Raw genomic sequence first — 15,649 nt, 5'->3', positions numbered from 1 at the left:
CGTCAACCCGCGGCGTTGGGTCGCAGCGGCGGGCAGTTGCCGTTCACGTCGGCGGCGAGCTCGAAGTGCCAGATCTCGTTGTCGTAGATCTGACACAGCCCGAAGCGGCTGCCGTTGGCGATCAACCACATGTCGGCCTCGACCGGACCGATGTCGATCGCCTGTCCGGTGACGTGCTTGGACACCTCGGGCGTCGCGACGAACTCTGCGGCCGCGCCAACACTGCCGTAGCTGACCACCGCGTTGTCGAATAGCCTCTGCTGGAACCCTTTCGAGCGCCACCCGGAGGTGACCCAGAGCTGCACACCCTGAGCCTCCGCGGCACGGGCCGCTTCCTGTACGGCCTGCAACAGTGCCGGATCTAGTTGCGAGAGTATGGGATTCGATACATCGAACGGTGACAGCATGGTGCCGTCGGGTAGCCAGCCGCCGGTGGTGTCGACCGCAGCGGGTCCGATGTCGAAGGTGTCGCCGGGTGCTGGCGTCGGCGGTTCGGGAGCCGGCGGTTCGGGAGCCGGCGGTTCGGGAGCCGGGGGCACCAGAATGCTGGTCTGCACCAGAGCGACCTCGGGAGACTGCCCACACGCCGAGACCAGCAGGACACCGAACGCGCCGCCGATCGCCGCGAGCGCGCGCGACATGCCGGCGGGGCGCGGCGTGTCGTGTGCAGACACGCGCGCTCGCGGGGAAAGGGGAGTCACGGAGCGGCCAGGATGCAGAATTCGTTTCCCTCGGGATCGGCGAGGACCACCCAACTCTGGTCACCCTGCCCGACGTCGACATGCCGTGCGCCCAAGGCGATCGCCCGCGCGACCTCGGCATTCTGATCTTCGGGGACGAAGTCGAAGTGGATGCGGTTCTTGACCACCTTGCCGTCGGGTACCGCGAGGAACAGCCAGTCCGGACCCGCGCCGGCGGGGGCCCGCAGCGCCACGTCGCCGTCGTCGGTGAACTCCTGCGGCCAGCCCAACACCTGCGACCACCACGATGCCAGCGCATGGATGTCGGCGGCATCGATGCAGATCTCGGTGAACCTCAAACCCATTGCATCAGTTCCTTTTTGAGCACCTTACCCATGGCGTTGCGGGGCAGACCGTCCACCAGCCTGACCACACGTGGCCTTTTGTGCGCCGAGAGTTGCTGTGCCACGAACTCGATCAGCTCATCGGGCGCCGCGTCACCGACCACGAACGCGACGATGCGCTGACCGAGATCCTCGTCGGGGGCACCGACCACCGCGACTTCCCGCACGCCGGCATGCCCCAGCAGCACGGTCTCGATCTCCCCCGCGCCCACCCGGAAGCCACCGGTCTTGATCAGATCGACCGATTCCCGGCCCACGATCCGGTGCATCCCGTCCTGGTCGATGACGGCGACATCGCCGGTGTGGTACCACCCGTCGGCGCTGAGCACCTCCGCGGTGGCGTCCGGCCTGTTGAGGTAGCCGTCGAACATCGTGGGGCTCTTGACGTGAAGTCGTCCGATGGTTTCCCCGTCGTGTGGCACTTCGCCGCCGTCCTCGGCACCCAACCGCGTCTGGACGCCGACCAGCGGCAACCCGACCCAGCCCGGCCTGCGCTCCCCGGTCGCCAAGGTGCTCATCGTGATCAAGGCTTCGGTGCTGCCGTAGCGTTCGACGGGCTGATGTCCGCTCAGCGCGGCGAGCCCGTCGAAAACCGGTACAGGCAGCGGCGCACTGCCGGAGACGAGCAGCCGCGCCGAGGACAGCGCCCGCGCCGCGTCGCCGTCGTCGACGATCCGCGACCATACGGTCGGAACCCCGAACACCAACGATCCCCCGAGATCGGACACCGCGTGAGCGTAGGCCGCCGGGCTGGGTTTGCCGGTGTGCACGAAGCGGTTCCCGATGCGCAGCGACCCCAGCAGTCCCAGCACCAGACCGTGCACGTGGTACAGCGGCAGCCCGTGCACCAGGGTGTCGTCGGCAGTCCACTGCCACGCCGCGGCGAGCATGTCGATGTCGGCGGCGATCGCGCGACGGCTCATCACGACACCCTTGGGCAGCCCGGTGGTGCCGGAGGTGTAGACGATCAGCGCCGTGGCGTCAGGTGCCGGTTCGGCATACCGGTGCCAGGAGCGGGCGTGCAGCCGAACGGGGATGTGGCCGAGCCCCTCGGTGTCCTCGGGCCTGTCACCGAGCCAGGCCTGGGCACCGGAATCGGCGAGGATGTGACGCCGCTCGGCCACCCCGACGTCGGCGGGCACGGGCACCACGGGCACCCCGGCGATCAGACAGCCCGCGATGGCGAGCACGGTGGCAGGTGTGGGCGTGGCCAGCACCGCGATCCGGCTCGCGTGACCGACCCGTTCGGCGACCGAGGTCGCCGCACCGACCAGATCACTGCGGCTCAACGTCGTTCCGTCGATCCGCACCGCATCGTCAAGATCCGCACCGGCGGCCACGGCCGCGGGGTTCAAGGAGGCCAGCAGCACGGAAACTGAGGCTACTCCCCATACTGAGGCGGTGGATTCGATCCAGACCGTGGGGTCGCGCGAGGTGTACCGGAACAATTGGCTGACCCTGAGAGAGGATGACATCCGCAGGCCCGACGGCAGCGCCGGGATCTACGCGGTCGTCGACAAGCCGGCCTACGCGCTGGTGATTCCCCGGGACACCGACCGGTTCCACCTCGTCGAACAGTTCCGCTACCCCCTGGGCCTGCGGCGCTGGGAGTTTCCACAGGGCACCGCACCCGGTCGGGCCGACATCGATCCGGCCGAACTCGCCGCGCGCGAACTCCGGGAAGAGACCGGATTGCGTGCTGCGACGATGACCGAACTCGGGCTGCTCGACGTCGCCCCCGGAATGAGCAGCCAGCGCGGGCGGGTCTTCCTCGCCACCGGGATCACCGAAGGTCCCCATGAGCGCGAGCACGAGGAACAGGACATGCGCAGCGCGTGGTTCACCCGCGCCGAAGTCGAGGCGATGATGCGCGACGGCGTCATCACCGACGCTCAGTCGCTCGCCGCGTGGACGTTGCTGTTGCTCTCCGCAGGCTGACACCGAGCACCGTTCCGCACGAACGTGATTCGTTCGTCGGCTCCGAGACCAACCCGTGATCCAACTGTGCCCCAACCCGCCGTGTCGGTCAGGCACGTTGACTGTCAGGACAATTAGGTTTCAACTGCCACACTCAGACCATCGTGAGGAATCCATGTCTGCCCGACGGGCGCGCACTGCACTCACCACCGCGACTCTTGTTGCGGCCGCGGGGATTTGCACCGTAGCCACGGCGCAGGCAGCACCCGCGGAGTGGATCGGGCGTTACACCATGGTGACCTTCGCGTCGGACAAGATCGGTACCAGCATCGCCGCCCGCCAGCCGGAACCCGATTTCAGCGGGCAGTACACGTTCAGCACGTCCTGTGCGGGTACCTGCGTGGCCACCGCGGCCGACGGCCCGGCACCGAGCAACCCCACCGTCCCGCAGCCGAGTCGCTACACGTGGGACGGCAAGCAGTGGGTGTTCAACTACAACTGGCAGTGGGAGTGCTTCCGGGGCGACGACGTGCCGCGCGAGTACGCCTCGGCCCGTTCGCTGGTGTTCTATGCGCCCACGCTGGACGGGTCGATGTACGGAACCTGGCGCACCGAGATCCTCGAGGGCGTGTGCAAGGGCAGCATCGTCATGCCCGTCGCGGCGTACCCGACGTAACCCCCCGGTCACAGACAGGGAAAACTCCCGAAACCAACGGCTCCGAAAATTGGACCTTCGGCCCGGTCGCCATGTGGCGTGGGCACCGCAGAGGCGGGGAGCTGAGTTTCAGATGGCGACATTGACCAAGATCCTGACCCAGGGCAGAACCGGCACGAGACCGGTCGACGAGGTTCCACCGCTGAAACGGCTGCTGCCGCTTGGTATCCAGCATGTGTTGGCCATGTACGCGGGCGCGGTGGCGGTCCCGCTGATCGTCGGCGGCGCCATGGTGAGCGCGGGGCAGTTGGAGCAATCCGACATCGTCCACCTGATCATGGCCGACCTGTTCGTGGCCGGCATCGCGACCATCATCCAGGCCGTCGGGTTCTGGCGGTTCGGTGTGCGACTGCCGCTGATGCAGGGCGTGACGTTCGCCGCGGTGGGGCCGATGATCACCATCGGCCTGAACCACGGCGTGACCACGATCTACGGTTCGGTGATCGCCTGCGGGCTGTTCATGATGGTGCTCGCCCCGGTGTTCGGCAAGCTGATCCGCTTCTTCCCGCCCCTGGTCACCGGCACGATCATCCTGATCATCGGGGTGTCGCTGATGCGGGTGGCCGCCGGGTGGTTCGGCGGCGGCACCGCCACCGGCGCGGACTTCGGTTCACCCGCGGCGATCGGCATGGGCTTCTTCACCCTCGCCACGATTCTTGTCATCGAGAGGTTCGCGCCCGAGAGCCTGCGCCGGGTGTCGATCCTGCTGGGACTGCTCATCGGAACGATCGTGGCGATTCCGTTCGGCATGACCAACTGGAGCCACATGGGTGACTACAGCTGGATCGGCATCGTCACGCCGTTCCAGTTCGGGTTGCCGACCTTCGAGATCAGCTCGATCATCGCGCTGCTCATCGTCGGGATCGTGATCATGACCGAGACGACCGGCGACATCGTGGCGGTCGGCGAGATCGTCGACGAGAAGATCACCCCGCAGAAGCTGGCCGACGGATTGCGCGCAGACGGACTGGGCACCGTCATCGGCGGGGTGTTCAACACCTTTCCCTACACGGCGTTCGCCCAGAATGTCGGGCTCGTCGCGATCACCGGGGTCCGCACCCGCCACGTCGCGACCGTCGCCGGCATCATCCTGGTGCTCCTCGGTCTGCTGCCCAAGATGGCCGCGGTGGTGGAGGGCATCCCGCTGCCGGTGCTCGGTGGCGCCGGCGTGGCGCTCTTCGGCATGGTCGCGGCCAGCGGCATCCGCACGCTGACCAAGGTCAAGTTCACCAACACCAACATCCTGGTCGTGGCGATCTCGGTCGGTGTGGCGATGCTGACCGAGGCCAAGCTGTACTACACCGACCGGTCGCTGTCGGATTCACCGGTGAATGTGGCGCTGGACCTGTACCACCAGTTCCCCGACTGGTTCCAGACGATCTTCCACTCCGGCATCTCGGCCGGCGCGATCACCGCCATCCTGCTGAACCTGTTGTTGAACAGTCGAATCGACGACGAGCAGCTGGGCGACCTGGCCGCCCACGACGCGCCCCGCGGAGCGCTGCCCGACCCGCTGGATGCCCTGCGGGCCGCCGATCCGTCGACCTCCCCCGAGGAATTGGAGGCCCTGGCCCGTAAGCGGCCCGAGTTGCACACGATCATCGTCACCAATCCGTCGACGTATGTGACGACGTGCGACTGGATCAAGGAGCAGGGCAACCCGCAGGTCGACCAGGTGTATCAGAAGTGGGACGAAGTGACCGAGGGCAGATTCTCGAAGCGCAACCGGGAGTAGGACACAAGGACTCATCGAGACTGCAGCCAGGGCGGAAATGTTCGAGAGAACCGCGCCATGAGCGCAGTCTCAACGCCGTTGGCTCAACGAAGTTGGCTCAGTGCGTTGGCTCAGCGGCGTTCGGCCAGCGCCCGCAGGAAGAACGTGAGGTTGGCCGGACGCTCGGCTAGCCGCCGGACGAAGTAGCCGTACCACTGGGTTCCGAAGGGCACGTAGACGCGCACGTGATTGCCCTCCTCGGCAAGCCGGCGCTGCTCGGCGTCGCGGATACCGTAGAGCATCTGGTACTCGAAATCGTCGACGCCGCGGCCGTTCTCGCGAACCATGCCCGGTACGGCGGCGATGATCTCGGGGTCGTGGGACGCCACCATCGGATAGCCGCTGCCGGCCATCAGCACCCCCAGACACCGCAGGTAGGAATCGGTGACCGCCTCACGGTCCCGGTAGGCGACCGACGCCGGCTCGTCGTAAGCGCCTTTGCACAACCGGATCCGGGCGCCGCCGGCGAACTCGACACAGTCGGCCTGAGTGCGTTTGAGGTAGGCCTGCAGCACCGTGCCCACCCACTGGAAGTCGGTGCGTAGTTCGCGCACGATCGACAGCGTCGAGTCGGTGGTGGTGTGGTCTTCGGCGTCGACGGTCACCCAGATCCCCGACTGTTGGGCCCGTTCGCAGATCGCTCGCGCATTCTCCAGCGCGATCTTCTCGCCGTCGCGTGGCAGCGCCTGGCCCAGTGCGGACAGCTTGAGCGACACCTCCAGTGGCCGGACATCCTCGCGCGCTTCGCCACGGCCCGACAGGGCTTCCAACAGCTGCAGGTACGCCTCGACGGTGGCCTCGGCCGTATCGGCGTCGGTGACGTCCTCACCGAGGTAGTCGATCGACACCAGACGGCGGGAAACCCTCAGCGGCTCCACTGAATTCATCACCTCGGTGATGCTCTCCCCGGGGACGAACCGATGGACGACGTCGCGGGTCATCGGTAGTCGCTCGGCGGTCCGGCGCAGACCGTCGCGGTCGCCCGCAGCGAGGATCACCGGACGGGCGAATCGCTCGAACATGCCCATGGTCACGACTCCATGTGAGGGTAGCCGTGATGGGTCGGTGGCACGAACGACTCCTTGATCGACCGGGCCGAGGTCCAGCGCAGCAGGTTCTGCGCGGAACCGGCCTTGTCGTTGGTGCCCGACGCGCGCGAACCGCCGAACGGCTGTTGTCCCACCACCGCGCCGGTCGGCTTGTCGTTGACGTAGAAGTTGCCTGCTGCGTGCCGAAGTCGTTGGGCGGCGTGCAGCACCGCGGCGCGGTCGTCGGCGATCACCGCACCGGTCAGGGCGTATCGGGCCCCGGCGTCGACGACGTCGAGAATCCGCTCGTAGTCCGCGTCGGGGTAGACGTGCACCGCCAGGATGGGACCGAAGTACTCGGTCGAGAACGCCTCGTCGGTCGGATCGTCGGACAGCAACACTGTGGGCCTGACGAAATAGCCTTCGCTGTCGTCGTATTCACCACCGGCTGCGATCGTCACATTCGCCGCGCTCTTCGCTCGCTCGATGGCGTTGACGTTCTTGGCGAATGCCCGCTCGTCGATCAGTGCTCCGCCGTAGTTGGCGAGATCGGTGACGTCGCCGAACCGCAGCGCGTCGGTGGCGCCGAGGAAGTCGTCGCCCATCTGCTGCCACACCGAGCGCGGGATGAACGCCCGCGACGCGGCCGAACACTTCTGCCCCTGATAGTCGAACGCGCCGCGAATCAGGGCTGTGCGCAACACCTCTGGTCGGGCCGACGCATGAGCGACGACGAAGTCCTTGCCGCCGGTCTCGCCAACCAGTCGGGGGTAGGTGTCGTAGCGGTCGATGTGGGTGCCGACCTCGCGCCACAGATGCTGGAAGGTCGCGGTCGAACCGGTGAAGTGGATACCGGCCAGCCTGCTGTCGGCCAGCACCACGTCCGAGACGGCCTTCCCGTCCCCGGTCAGCAGGTTGATCACCCCGGCGGGCAAGCCGGCCGCCTCGAGCAACTGCATCGTCAGGTACGCCGCGAAGGTCTGCGTGGGTGACGGTTTCCACACCACGGTGTTGCCCATCAGCGCCGGCGCGGTGGGCAGGTTCCCGGCGATGGCGGTGAAGTTGAAGGGTGTGATCGCGTAGACGAAGCCCTCCAGAGGGCGGTAGTCGGTGCGATTCCACACCCCTCGCGAGCTGACCGGCTGCTGGGCGAGGATCTGGCGGGCGAACGCGACGTTGAAGCGCCAGAAGTCGATGAGTTCGCACGGCGAGTCGATCTCGGCCTGATACGCGGTCTTGGACTGCCCCAGCATCGTGGCGGCCGCGATGCGCTCCCGCCACGGCCCCGCCAACAGGTCGGCAGCTCGTAGGAACACCGCGGCGCGTTCGTCGAACGGCGTGGCCTCCCACTGAGCCTTGGCTGCCACGGCCGCCTCGACGGCAGCGGCGGCGTCGGCGTGGTCGGCGTTGGTCAGGGTGCCCAGCGTCGCCGAATGTCGGTGCGGCTGAACCACGTCGACTCGGGCACCGGCGCCCATCCGGTGCTCGCCACCGATGACGTGGGGCAGGTCGATCGGGTTCGCCGCGAGACTGCTCAGCGCGTCGGCGAGGCGGGTGCGTTCCGGTGATCCCGGCGCGTATTCGTGGATCGGTTCGTTCAGCGGCAGGGGTACGTCGGTGATGGCGTCCATGCAGCAACGATCCCTGCTTCGGCACCGATATCCGATAGTCGATCGGACAAGTCCTGGCACACTGGGTAGTCGAATCGGACAAAGGAGCGACGATGGCGTCCACGCCGGGCGGTCTCGGGTTCGGGCAGTTGCTTCTCGCACTGGACCGCACGATGGTCACGCTGGTGGAGGCGCCGCGTGGGCTGGACATGCCGGTGAGTTCGGTGGCGCTCGTGGATGCCGACGACGTCCGGTTGGGCCTGTCGGTCGGCCCCGGTTCGGCTGATCTGTTCTTCCTGCTCGGGGCGTCCGACGTCGAGGCGGTGGGCTGGCTCGAACACCACGCGGGCCGGCCCGTCGCGATCTTCGTCAAGGAACCCACCCCCACTGCGGTGGCCCGGGCGGTCGCGCTGGGCACTGCCGTCGTCGCCGTCGAACCCAGGGCCCGCTGGGAGCACCTGTACCGCCTGGTGAACTACGCCCTGGACCATCACGGCGACCGCAACGACCCCGACCGCGAGTCCGGCACCGATCTGTTCGGCCTGGCGCAGTCGATCGCCGACCGCACGCGCGGCATGATCTGCATCGAGGACGCCGACAGCCACATGCTGGCCTACTCCGCCTCCAGCGAGGAAGCCGACGAGTTGAGGCGGCTGACCATCCTGGGCCGCACGGGACCGGCAGAGCATCTGGAGTGGATCGGGCAATGGGGGATCTTCGATGCGCTGCGGTCGGGCACCGAGGTGGTCCGCGTCGCCGAGCGCCCCGAGTTGGGCCTGCGGCCCCGGCTGGCCGTCGGCGTGCATCTGCCCCGCACCGATGGCCGCCCCACCCCGCGGTTCGCCGGAACCATCTGGCTCCAGCAGGGGTCGTCACCGCTGAGCGAGGACGCCGAGCAGATCCTGCGCGGCGGGGCGGTGTTGGCGGCCCGGATCATGTCCCGACTGGCCGCCGTGCCGTCACAGCACGCCGCCCGCGTGCAACAGATGCTCGGCCTGACAGGCGCAGACACCGAGGACGTCGTCGCCCTGGCCCGAGAGCTCGGCATTCCCGCCGACGCCCGCGCCGCCCTCGTCGGCTTCCGGGCGCACGACGGAGTCGTTCCGCCTGATGTGATCGCGTTGAGCGCCAGCGCTTTTCGGGCCGACGCCCAGATCGCCTCAGGTGGTGACCGCGTCTATGTGCTGCTGCCGAAGATCACCGCCGCGGCGACGGTCACGTCGTGGGCCCGCGGCGTGGTCGCCGCACTGGGCCGCGAACTCGGCCTCGACGTCCGCGCCGTGACGGCCGCACCGTTGACCGGACTCGCCGGCGCGGCCGCCGTACGCACGGAGGTCGACCGGGTGTTCGACAGCGCGGCCCGGCACCCCTCTGCGATCGGCCAGGTCACCTCCCTGGACGAGGCCCGCACCACGGTGCTGCTCGACGAGATCGTGTCCCACGTCGCGGCCGAACCCCGGTTGGTGGATCCGCGGGTGCGTGAGCTGTGTGAGCACGAGCCCATGCTGGCGACGACGCTGCGGGCCTACCTCGACGGTTTCGGTGACGTGGCCACCATCGCCGGGCAGCTACACGTGCACCCCAATACCGTGCGCTACCGCATCCGCCGGATCGAGAAGCTGCTGTCGACGTCGTTGGCCGACCCCGACGAGCGCCTGGTTCTCGCTCTGGGACTGCGCGCCAACGAGCTTGCCTGAGCGGATCGAGCGGACGCAGCGACCGCGGGGGTGCTTCAGCGCGCCGGATCCGCCAGGCGTTGCACGGCCGCAGCGATGCGTTCGTCGGTGGCCGTCAAGGCCACCCGCACATGGCGGGTGCCCCGCGGCCCGTAGAACTCGCCGGGCGCTACCAGCATCCCGCGCTGGGCCAGCCAGGCGACGGTGTCGCGGCACGGTTCGTCGCGGGTCGCCCACAGATATAGCCCGGCCTCGGAGTGGTCGACGGTGAAACCGGCAGACCGCAGCGCCGGCAGCAGGGCGTCGCGCCGGTGCGCATATCGCTCGCGCTGCACCTTTTCGTGGGCGTCGTCGTCCAGCGCGGCGACCATCGCCCCCTGCACCGGCGTCGGCACCATCATCCCGGCGTGCTTGCGCACCGCCAGCAGTTCGGCGACGACGGCGGGATCGCCGGCGACGAACCCCGCGCGGTATCCGGCCAGCGACGAGGTCTTCGACAGCGAATGCACGGCCAGCAACCCGGTGTGGTCACCGTCGCAGACGTCCGGGTGAAGCACCGATACCGGCGCCGCATCCCAGCCGAGCCCGAGGTAGCACTCGTCGGAGGCGACCAGCGCTCCGCGTTCGCGAGCCCATTGGACGACTTTGCGAAGGTGATCAACACCCAGAACCTTGCCGGTCGGATTGCTCGGCGAGTTGAGGTAGATCAGGGCAGGCTGTTGCGGGCCGAGCTGGAGAAGCGAGTCGGCCCGCTCCACCATCGTCTCCGCCAGCAAAGCGCCCACCTCATAGGTGGGGTAGGCGAGCTCCGGGACGACAACGGTGTCGGCGGGACCCAGACCCATCAGTGTCGGCAGCCACGCGATCAGTTCCTTGGTGCCGATCACCGGTAGCACAGCATTCTCGGACAGCCCGGTGATGCCGTATCGACGCGCCAGCGCCTTGACGGCGGCCTCCCGCAGCGCTGGCGTGCCTGCGGTGGTCGGGTAACCCGGAGCGGCGCTGGCGGCCGCCAGCGCGTCCCGGATCACCGGGGCCACCGGGTCGACCGGCGTTCCTACCGAAAGGTCGACGATGCCGTCGGGGTGGGACCGTGCCAGCGCCGTGACATCGGCCAGAGTGTCCCAGGGGAACACCGGCAGCGACGACGAGACGCGCAGGCGGTGGTAAGCGCGAGACGTCGCTCAGTCCTCACCCTGCGGAGGCATGTCCTTGACCGGCTGCGGGTCGTTGTCGGTCTGGCCGACCTTCGATGCGCCGCCGGGCGATCCGAGCTCGGCGAAGAAGTCCGCGTTGTACTGCGTGTAGACGTTCCACTGGTCGGGGACGTCGTCCTCGTAGTAGATCGCCTCCACCGGGCAGACCGGTTCGCAGGCACCACAGTCGACGCACTCGTCGGGGTGGATATACAGCATGCGTGCACCCTCGTAGATGCAGTCGACAGGGCATTCCTCGATGCACGCCTTGTCTTTCACGTCGACGCAGGGTTCGGCGATCGTGTACGTCACGAAGGTCTCCTCAAGTCCTCTCGAACAACCGGTGTGGGCTGCTGTCTCAGGCACGGCACAGCTGGCGACCGCGACCAGCCTCAGCAAGTATCCCTGCTGGATGTCGGACGGGTTTCTCAGTGTGCCCTAACTCGCGCGCAGGCCCGGTTAGGGGTTGCGCGTGGTTACAGATACTAAACGTCCCACAGAGAAGTCGCCTAGTACCACACGCCTATGCGCCTGAGTGCAGTGCAACTAGTTGCATAGTGGTCGATGTCCGGCTTACTGTGCGCCGGTGGCACTTCCACACGCGATCCTGGTCTCGCTCTGCGAGCAGTCGAGTTCGGGCTATGACCTCGCCCGCCGTTTCGACCGCTCGATCGGCTACTTCTGGGCGGCCACCCATCAGCAGATCTACCGCACTCTGCGCACGATGGAGGACGACGGCTGGGTGCACGTCACCGAGATCGCCCAGCACGGCCGACCGGACAAGAAGGTCTACACCGCTTCGGCGGCCGGCCGCGCCGAACTGGCCCGCTGGATCGCCGCCCCCCTGGTCGGCCGGGGCGGATCGGTCGCCGACAGCCGAACACGTGACCTCGCGGTGAAGATCCGCGGGGCTGCACACGGCGACACCGGCGCCCTGCGCGCGCAGGTCGTCTCGCTGCGTTCCGAACGCGCCGAGTTGCTCGACGTCTACCGGGAATTCGAGAAGAGCCAGTTCCCGGATCCGAGCATCGTGCGGGGTACCGACCTTCACCAGTACCTGGTGCTTCGCGGCGGCATCCGCGCCGAGGAGAGCGCGATCGAGTGGCTCGACGAAGTGGCTACCGCCCTGGAAGGTCCCGCATGACCCACCCCTACCCAAACCTGTTGTCGCCGTTAGATCTCGGTTTCACCACGCTACGCAATCGGGTGGTGATGGGTTCGATGCACACCGGCCTCGAGGACCGCGCCCGTGACACCGGTCGACTGGCGGAATACTTCGCCGAACGCGCCCGGGGCGGTGTCGGACTGATCATCACCGGCGGTTACGCGCCGAACCGCACCGGTTGGCTGCTGCCGTTCGCTGCGCAGATGGTGTCGGGTTCGGACGCCCGCAGACACCGCCGAATCACCGGCGGCGTGCACGATGCCGGGGGCAAGATCCTTCTGCAGATACTGCATGCGGGCCGTTATGCGTTCCACCCGTTCTCGGTCAGCGCCTCGTCGATCAAGGCCCCCACCAACCCCTTCCGGCCGCGAGCACTGCGCGACGTCACGGGCACGATCGACGACTTCGTCCGCAGCGCGGTCCTCGCCCGCGAGGCGGGTTACGACGGCGTCGAGATCATGGGCAGCGAAGGCTATCTGCTCAACCAGTTCCTGGCGCCGCGCACGAACAGGCGGACCGACGCGTGGGGTGGCTCACCCGGGAGGCGCAGGCGGATGCCCGTGGAGATCGTGCGCCGCATCCGCGAGGCCGTCGGCCGCGACTTCATCATCTGCTACCGCCTGTCGATGGCCGACTACGTCGAGGACGGCCAGAGTTGGGACGAGATCGTCGCGCTGGCAACCGAAGTCGAAGCAGCCGGGGCGACGATCATCAACACCGGGATCGGCTGGCACGAGGCGCGGATCCCGACCATCGTGACCTCGGTGCCCAACAGCGCCTTCGTCGACATCAGCAACGCGGTCGCGCAGTACGTCGACATCCCGGTGATGGCGTCCAACCGGATCAACATGCCCCAGTCCGCCGAGCAGATCCTCGCCGACACCGACGTCAGCTTGATCTCGATGGCCCGACCGCTGCTGGCCGACCCCGACTGGGTGCACAAGGCGAGCGCGGATGCCGCTGACGAGATCAACACCTGCATCGCGTGCAACCAGGCCTGCCTGGACCACGTGTTCGTCCACAAGACCGTGTCGTGCCTGCTCAACCCGCGCGCGGGCCACGAGACGACGCTGACCCTCGGCCCGACCCGGCACACTCGACGGGTCGCGGTCGTCGGCGCCGGGCCCGCCGGACTGGCCACCGCCGTCACCGCTGCGCAGCGGGGACACCGGGTCACGCTGTTCGAGTCTCGACCCGAGATCGGGGGGCAATTCGATTTGGCCCGAAGGATTCCCGGCAAGGAGGAGTTCAGCGAGACCATCCGCTACTTCACCCGCATGCTCGACAAGCACGGCGTCGATGTGCGGCTCAACACCCGCGCCGACGTCGACGCGCTGGCCGGCTTCGACGACATCGTGTTGGCGACCGGCGTGGCACCGCGGATGCCCGACATCCCCGGTATCGACCACCCGATCGTGCTGTCCTATGCCGAGGCGATCACCGGCACACCCGTCGGCAAGAGCGTCGCGGTCGTGGGCGCGGGCGGCATCGGATTTGATGTCAGCGAGTTCCTGACCACCGATCACTCCCCCACCCTGAACCTCAAGGAGTGGAAGGCCGAGTGGGGCGTGGCCGATCCGCAAGAAGCCCGTGGTGCGTTGACGACACCGCTGCCCGCACCCGCGGCACGGGAGGTCTACCTGCTGCAACGCACCAAGGGCCCGCAGGGCCGCAACCTGGGCAAGACGACCGGCTGGGTGCATCGGGCCTCGTTGCGGGCCAAGGGTGTTCACCAACTCTCCGGCGTCAACTACGAGCGCATCGACGGCGCGGGGCTGCACATCAGCTTCGGCTCGGACCACTCCGACCCTCGACTGCTGGCGGTCGACAGCGTCGTCATCTGCGCAGGCCAGGAGCCGGTGCGTGACCTGGAGGACAGCCTGCTGGCACGCGGCATCACCCCGCACATCATCGGCGGTGCCGCCGTCGCTGCCGAGCTGGACGCCAAGCGGGCCATTCGTCAGGGCACGGAGCTGGCCGCCCGGCTGTAGCCCCGCTGTCCCGCAAGGGAGCGTTGTTTCGCGAGCGCGCATGTCTGCACGCGACACGCCGCGGCAGATTGGCATTTCGCGCGCGCTCGCGGGCTACGAGAGATCGGAGCCCGTCACCTGCGCCACCCGCAGGTGGGGCACATCGCCGGGATCGCCGGGGCGGTCCGGGAAGTCGAACAGCCCGAGAATCAGCATCATCGGGTAGTCGGGCGCCTGGTCGGCGGTGCGGGTCGTAACCCCGTCGATGGTGAACTCGACCGATCCCCGCCGCCAGCGGACGGCATAGGTGTGCGACTCTTCGATGTCGATCTCGCGCGGGTCGGCCGAGAAATCTTCGCGCAGTGCAGGATCACGGAACCGGTGGATACCCTGGCCCACCGAGGCGCGACCGTCGACGATCGAGTCGCCGAACACCTCCATAAGACAGATCTCGCCGCACCGCTCGGGTTCGTCCTCGAGGCCGACCATCCACGCCGAGCACATCGAGCGTGGAGTCAGGTGCGCCGAACAGGTGACGGAGATGCTGCCGAAGTGCGGGACAAAACCGAGGACAGTGGGTTGCGCCTCACGCACCACCAACCCCTCGCGGAACGGTTGCGGCGCGTCGGTGGAGCCGACGGGGCCAGATCGGTTGGCGCTGTGGATGGCGGACACCCGCAGAGGCCCGTCGTGCAGGTCGGGGCACCACAGGGGCTGTGACGGTGGAATCGACAGGTCGAGGCCGCCAGGTCCGGTCTCGTACGTCGCCGCGGCTGCGGTTCGGGAACTCCACGCCGGCAGGTAGGACGCCGTCCAGATCGTGGGGTCGAGACGGGTGAATCGCTCGTCGAGTTCCGCGCTGTTCACGCGGGAAGACTACCCGGGAATGAATTCGGACCATGGTCCGTTTAGCCGGAGGTACCCCGTCGGAGGACCCGACGCCCGTCCACGAAAAGAGACATCCCATGACCACCGCCACCAGCCAACTGTCCACCGGCACCTGGGCCATCGACCCCGTGCACTCCTCGGTCGGCTTCTCGGTACGCCACCTCGTCGTCAGCAAGGTCCGAGGCGAGTTCGAGACCTTCAGCGGCGCGATCACCATCGCCGAGGACGGCACGCCGTCGGTGCAGGCCGAGGTTTCCGTCGAGTCGATCAACACCCGCAACGAGCAGCGCGACGGGCATCTCAAGTCCACGGACTTCTTCGACGCCGAGAAGTACCCGCTGGCGACTTTCACCTCCACCGCGGTCCGCGCAGACGGCGACGGCTACGCCGTCGACGGCGACTTCACCCTCAAGGGCATCACCCGGCCCGTGACCTTGAACCTGGAGTTCAACGGCGTCAACCCCGGCATGGGCCACGGTGAGGTCGCCGGCTTCGAGGCCTCGGTCGTGCTCAATCGCAAGGACTTCGGCATCACCCTCGACATGCCGCTGGAGACCGGTGGTTCGGTCGTCGGCGACAAGGTGACCATCACGCTGGAGATCGAGGCGCTCAAGCAGGCCTGACGG

At 67.8% G+C, this 15,649-nt stretch carries 15 protein-coding genes; 7 read left to right on the top strand and 8 right to left on the bottom strand.

The genetic code is table 11. The annotated features are described in order from the left end of the window. Positions 1-2: 2 nt before the first annotated feature. Genes ABDC78_RS24555 through ABDC78_RS24545 form a run of 3 tightly spaced genes read right to left on the bottom strand, consistent with a single transcriptional unit; the run spans position 3 to position 2,454 of the window. Positions 3-641: a M15 family metallopeptidase gene (locus ABDC78_RS24555; protein WP_178358069.1), complete on the bottom strand. Its 639-nt coding sequence runs from the start codon at positions 639-641 to the stop codon at positions 3-5. 56 nt (positions 642-697) lie between these two features. Continuing rightward, complete coding sequence (locus tag ABDC78_RS24550) at positions 698-1,045, bottom strand: VOC family protein (protein ID WP_178357984.1); 348 nt, start codon at positions 1,043-1,045, stop codon at positions 698-700. Then, positions 1,036-2,454 (bottom strand): acyl-CoA synthetase, encoded by a 1,419-nt coding sequence (locus tag ABDC78_RS24545; protein ID WP_178357985.1) that lies wholly within the window; start codon positions 2,452-2,454, stop codon positions 1,036-1,038. Before ABDC78_RS24545 ends, ABDC78_RS24550 begins: the two co-directional genes overlap by 10 nt. A gap of 31 nt (positions 2,455-2,485) precedes the next feature. On the opposite strand from ABDC78_RS24545, the gene ABDC78_RS24540 reads away from it, so the two are divergent. From ABDC78_RS24540 to ABDC78_RS24530, 3 genes are all read left to right on the top strand, one after another. Then, positions 2,486-3,022, top strand: a complete 537-nt coding sequence (locus tag ABDC78_RS24540) for an NUDIX hydrolase (RefSeq protein WP_178357986.1) — start codon at positions 2,486-2,488, stop codon at positions 3,020-3,022. A 154-nt stretch (positions 3,023-3,176) separates the two neighbouring features. Beyond that, positions 3,177-3,677, top strand: coding sequence for a hypothetical protein (locus tag ABDC78_RS24535; protein ID WP_178357987.1), 501 nt, complete (start codon positions 3,177-3,179; stop codon positions 3,675-3,677). Positions 3,678-3,789: 112 nt separating this feature from the next. Beyond that, positions 3,790-5,451, top strand: coding sequence for a nucleobase:cation symporter-2 family protein (locus ABDC78_RS24530; RefSeq protein WP_178357988.1), 1,662 nt, complete (start codon positions 3,790-3,792; stop codon positions 5,449-5,451). Positions 5,452-5,561: 110 nt separating this feature from the next. On the opposite strand, the gene ABDC78_RS24525 is transcribed toward ABDC78_RS24530, so the two are convergent. Continuing rightward, positions 5,562-6,518, bottom strand: coding sequence for a proline dehydrogenase family protein (locus ABDC78_RS24525; protein ID WP_178358070.1), 957 nt, complete (start codon positions 6,516-6,518; stop codon positions 5,562-5,564). A 2-nt stretch (positions 6,519-6,520) separates the two neighbouring features. Next, a complete protein-coding gene (gene pruA / locus ABDC78_RS24520) occupies positions 6,521-8,149 on the bottom strand; it encodes an L-glutamate gamma-semialdehyde dehydrogenase (protein ID WP_178357989.1) in 1,629 nt (542 codons plus the stop codon). Between the two features lie 92 nt (positions 8,150-8,241). Here pruA and ABDC78_RS24515 point away from each other — a divergent pair, with 92 nt between their 5' ends. Next, positions 8,242-9,825 (top strand): PucR family transcriptional regulator, encoded by a 1,584-nt coding sequence (locus tag ABDC78_RS24515; RefSeq protein ID WP_178357990.1) that lies wholly within the window; start codon positions 8,242-8,244, stop codon positions 9,823-9,825. Between the two features lie 35 nt (positions 9,826-9,860). Here ABDC78_RS24515 and dapC read toward each other — a convergent pair whose 3' ends face one another. Further along, on the bottom strand, positions 9,861-10,964 hold the full coding sequence (gene dapC / locus ABDC78_RS24510) for a succinyldiaminopimelate transaminase (protein WP_218620525.1): 1,104 nt from the start codon (positions 10,962-10,964) through the stop codon (positions 9,861-9,863). Between the two features lie 24 nt (positions 10,965-10,988). Then, a complete protein-coding gene (gene fdxA, locus ABDC78_RS24505) occupies positions 10,989-11,312 on the bottom strand; it encodes a ferredoxin (RefSeq protein ID WP_178357991.1) in 324 nt (107 codons plus the stop codon). Between the two features lie 274 nt (positions 11,313-11,586). Between fdxA and ABDC78_RS24500 the strand changes: the two genes are divergently transcribed. After that, positions 11,587-12,144: a PadR family transcriptional regulator gene (locus tag ABDC78_RS24500; RefSeq protein ID WP_178357992.1), complete on the top strand. Its 558-nt coding sequence runs from the start codon at positions 11,587-11,589 to the stop codon at positions 12,142-12,144. Continuing rightward, positions 12,141-14,156, top strand: coding sequence for an NADPH-dependent 2,4-dienoyl-CoA reductase (locus ABDC78_RS24495; RefSeq protein WP_178357993.1), 2,016 nt, complete (start codon positions 12,141-12,143; stop codon positions 14,154-14,156). Before ABDC78_RS24500 ends, ABDC78_RS24495 begins: the two co-directional genes overlap by 4 nt. 93 nt (positions 14,157-14,249) lie before the next feature. On the opposite strand, the gene ABDC78_RS24490 is transcribed toward ABDC78_RS24495, so the two are convergent. Then, complete coding sequence (locus ABDC78_RS24490) at positions 14,250-15,002, bottom strand: glycoside hydrolase family 16 protein (RefSeq protein ID WP_178357994.1); 753 nt, start codon at positions 15,000-15,002, stop codon at positions 14,250-14,252. 98 nt (positions 15,003-15,100) lie between these two features. Here ABDC78_RS24490 and ABDC78_RS24485 point away from each other — a divergent pair, with 98 nt between their 5' ends. After that, positions 15,101-15,646 carry a YceI family protein gene (locus tag ABDC78_RS24485; protein WP_178357995.1) on the top strand — a complete coding sequence of 182 codons (546 nt, stop codon included), beginning with the start codon at positions 15,101-15,103 and terminating at the stop codon, positions 15,644-15,646. The last annotated feature ends 3 nt before the right edge of the window (positions 15,647-15,649 follow it).

Origin of the sequence: Mycobacterium sp. DL (genome assembly GCF_039729195.1) — a bacterium.
GTDB lineage: Bacteria > Actinomycetota > Actinomycetes > Mycobacteriales > Mycobacteriaceae > Mycobacterium > Mycobacterium hippocampi_A.
The sequence above is the reverse complement of the archived record's forward strand: the minus strand, read 5'-3'. Positions and strand labels throughout refer to the sequence as shown.

Bases quoted from the DNA above. Each gene is read 5' to 3' on its own strand.
- ABDC78_RS24555 (WP_178358069.1), bottom strand. From the start codon at position 641: ATGTCGCGCGCGCTCGCGGCGATCGGCGGCGCGTTCGGTGTCCTGCTG.
- ABDC78_RS24550 (WP_178357984.1), bottom strand. From the start codon at position 1,045: ATGGGTTTGAGGTTCACCGAGATCTGCATCGATGCCGCCGACATCCAT.
- ABDC78_RS24535 (WP_178357987.1), top strand. From the start codon at position 3,177: ATGTCTGCCCGACGGGCGCGCACTGCACTCACCACCGCGACTCTTGTT.
- ABDC78_RS24530 (WP_178357988.1), top strand. From the start codon at position 3,790: ATGGCGACATTGACCAAGATCCTGACCCAGGGCAGAACCGGCACGAGA.
- ABDC78_RS24525 (WP_178358070.1), bottom strand. From the start codon at position 6,518: ATGGGCATGTTCGAGCGATTCGCCCGTCCGGTGATCCTCGCTGCGGGC.
- pruA (WP_178357989.1), bottom strand. From the start codon at position 8,149: ATGGACGCCATCACCGACGTACCCCTGCCGCTGAACGAACCGATCCAC.
- ABDC78_RS24515 (WP_178357990.1), top strand. From the start codon at position 8,242: ATGGCGTCCACGCCGGGCGGTCTCGGGTTCGGGCAGTTGCTTCTCGCA.
- ABDC78_RS24495 (WP_178357993.1), top strand. From the start codon at position 12,141: ATGACCCACCCCTACCCAAACCTGTTGTCGCCGTTAGATCTCGGTTTC.
- ABDC78_RS24485 (WP_178357995.1), top strand. From the start codon at position 15,101: ATGACCACCGCCACCAGCCAACTGTCCACCGGCACCTGGGCCATCGAC.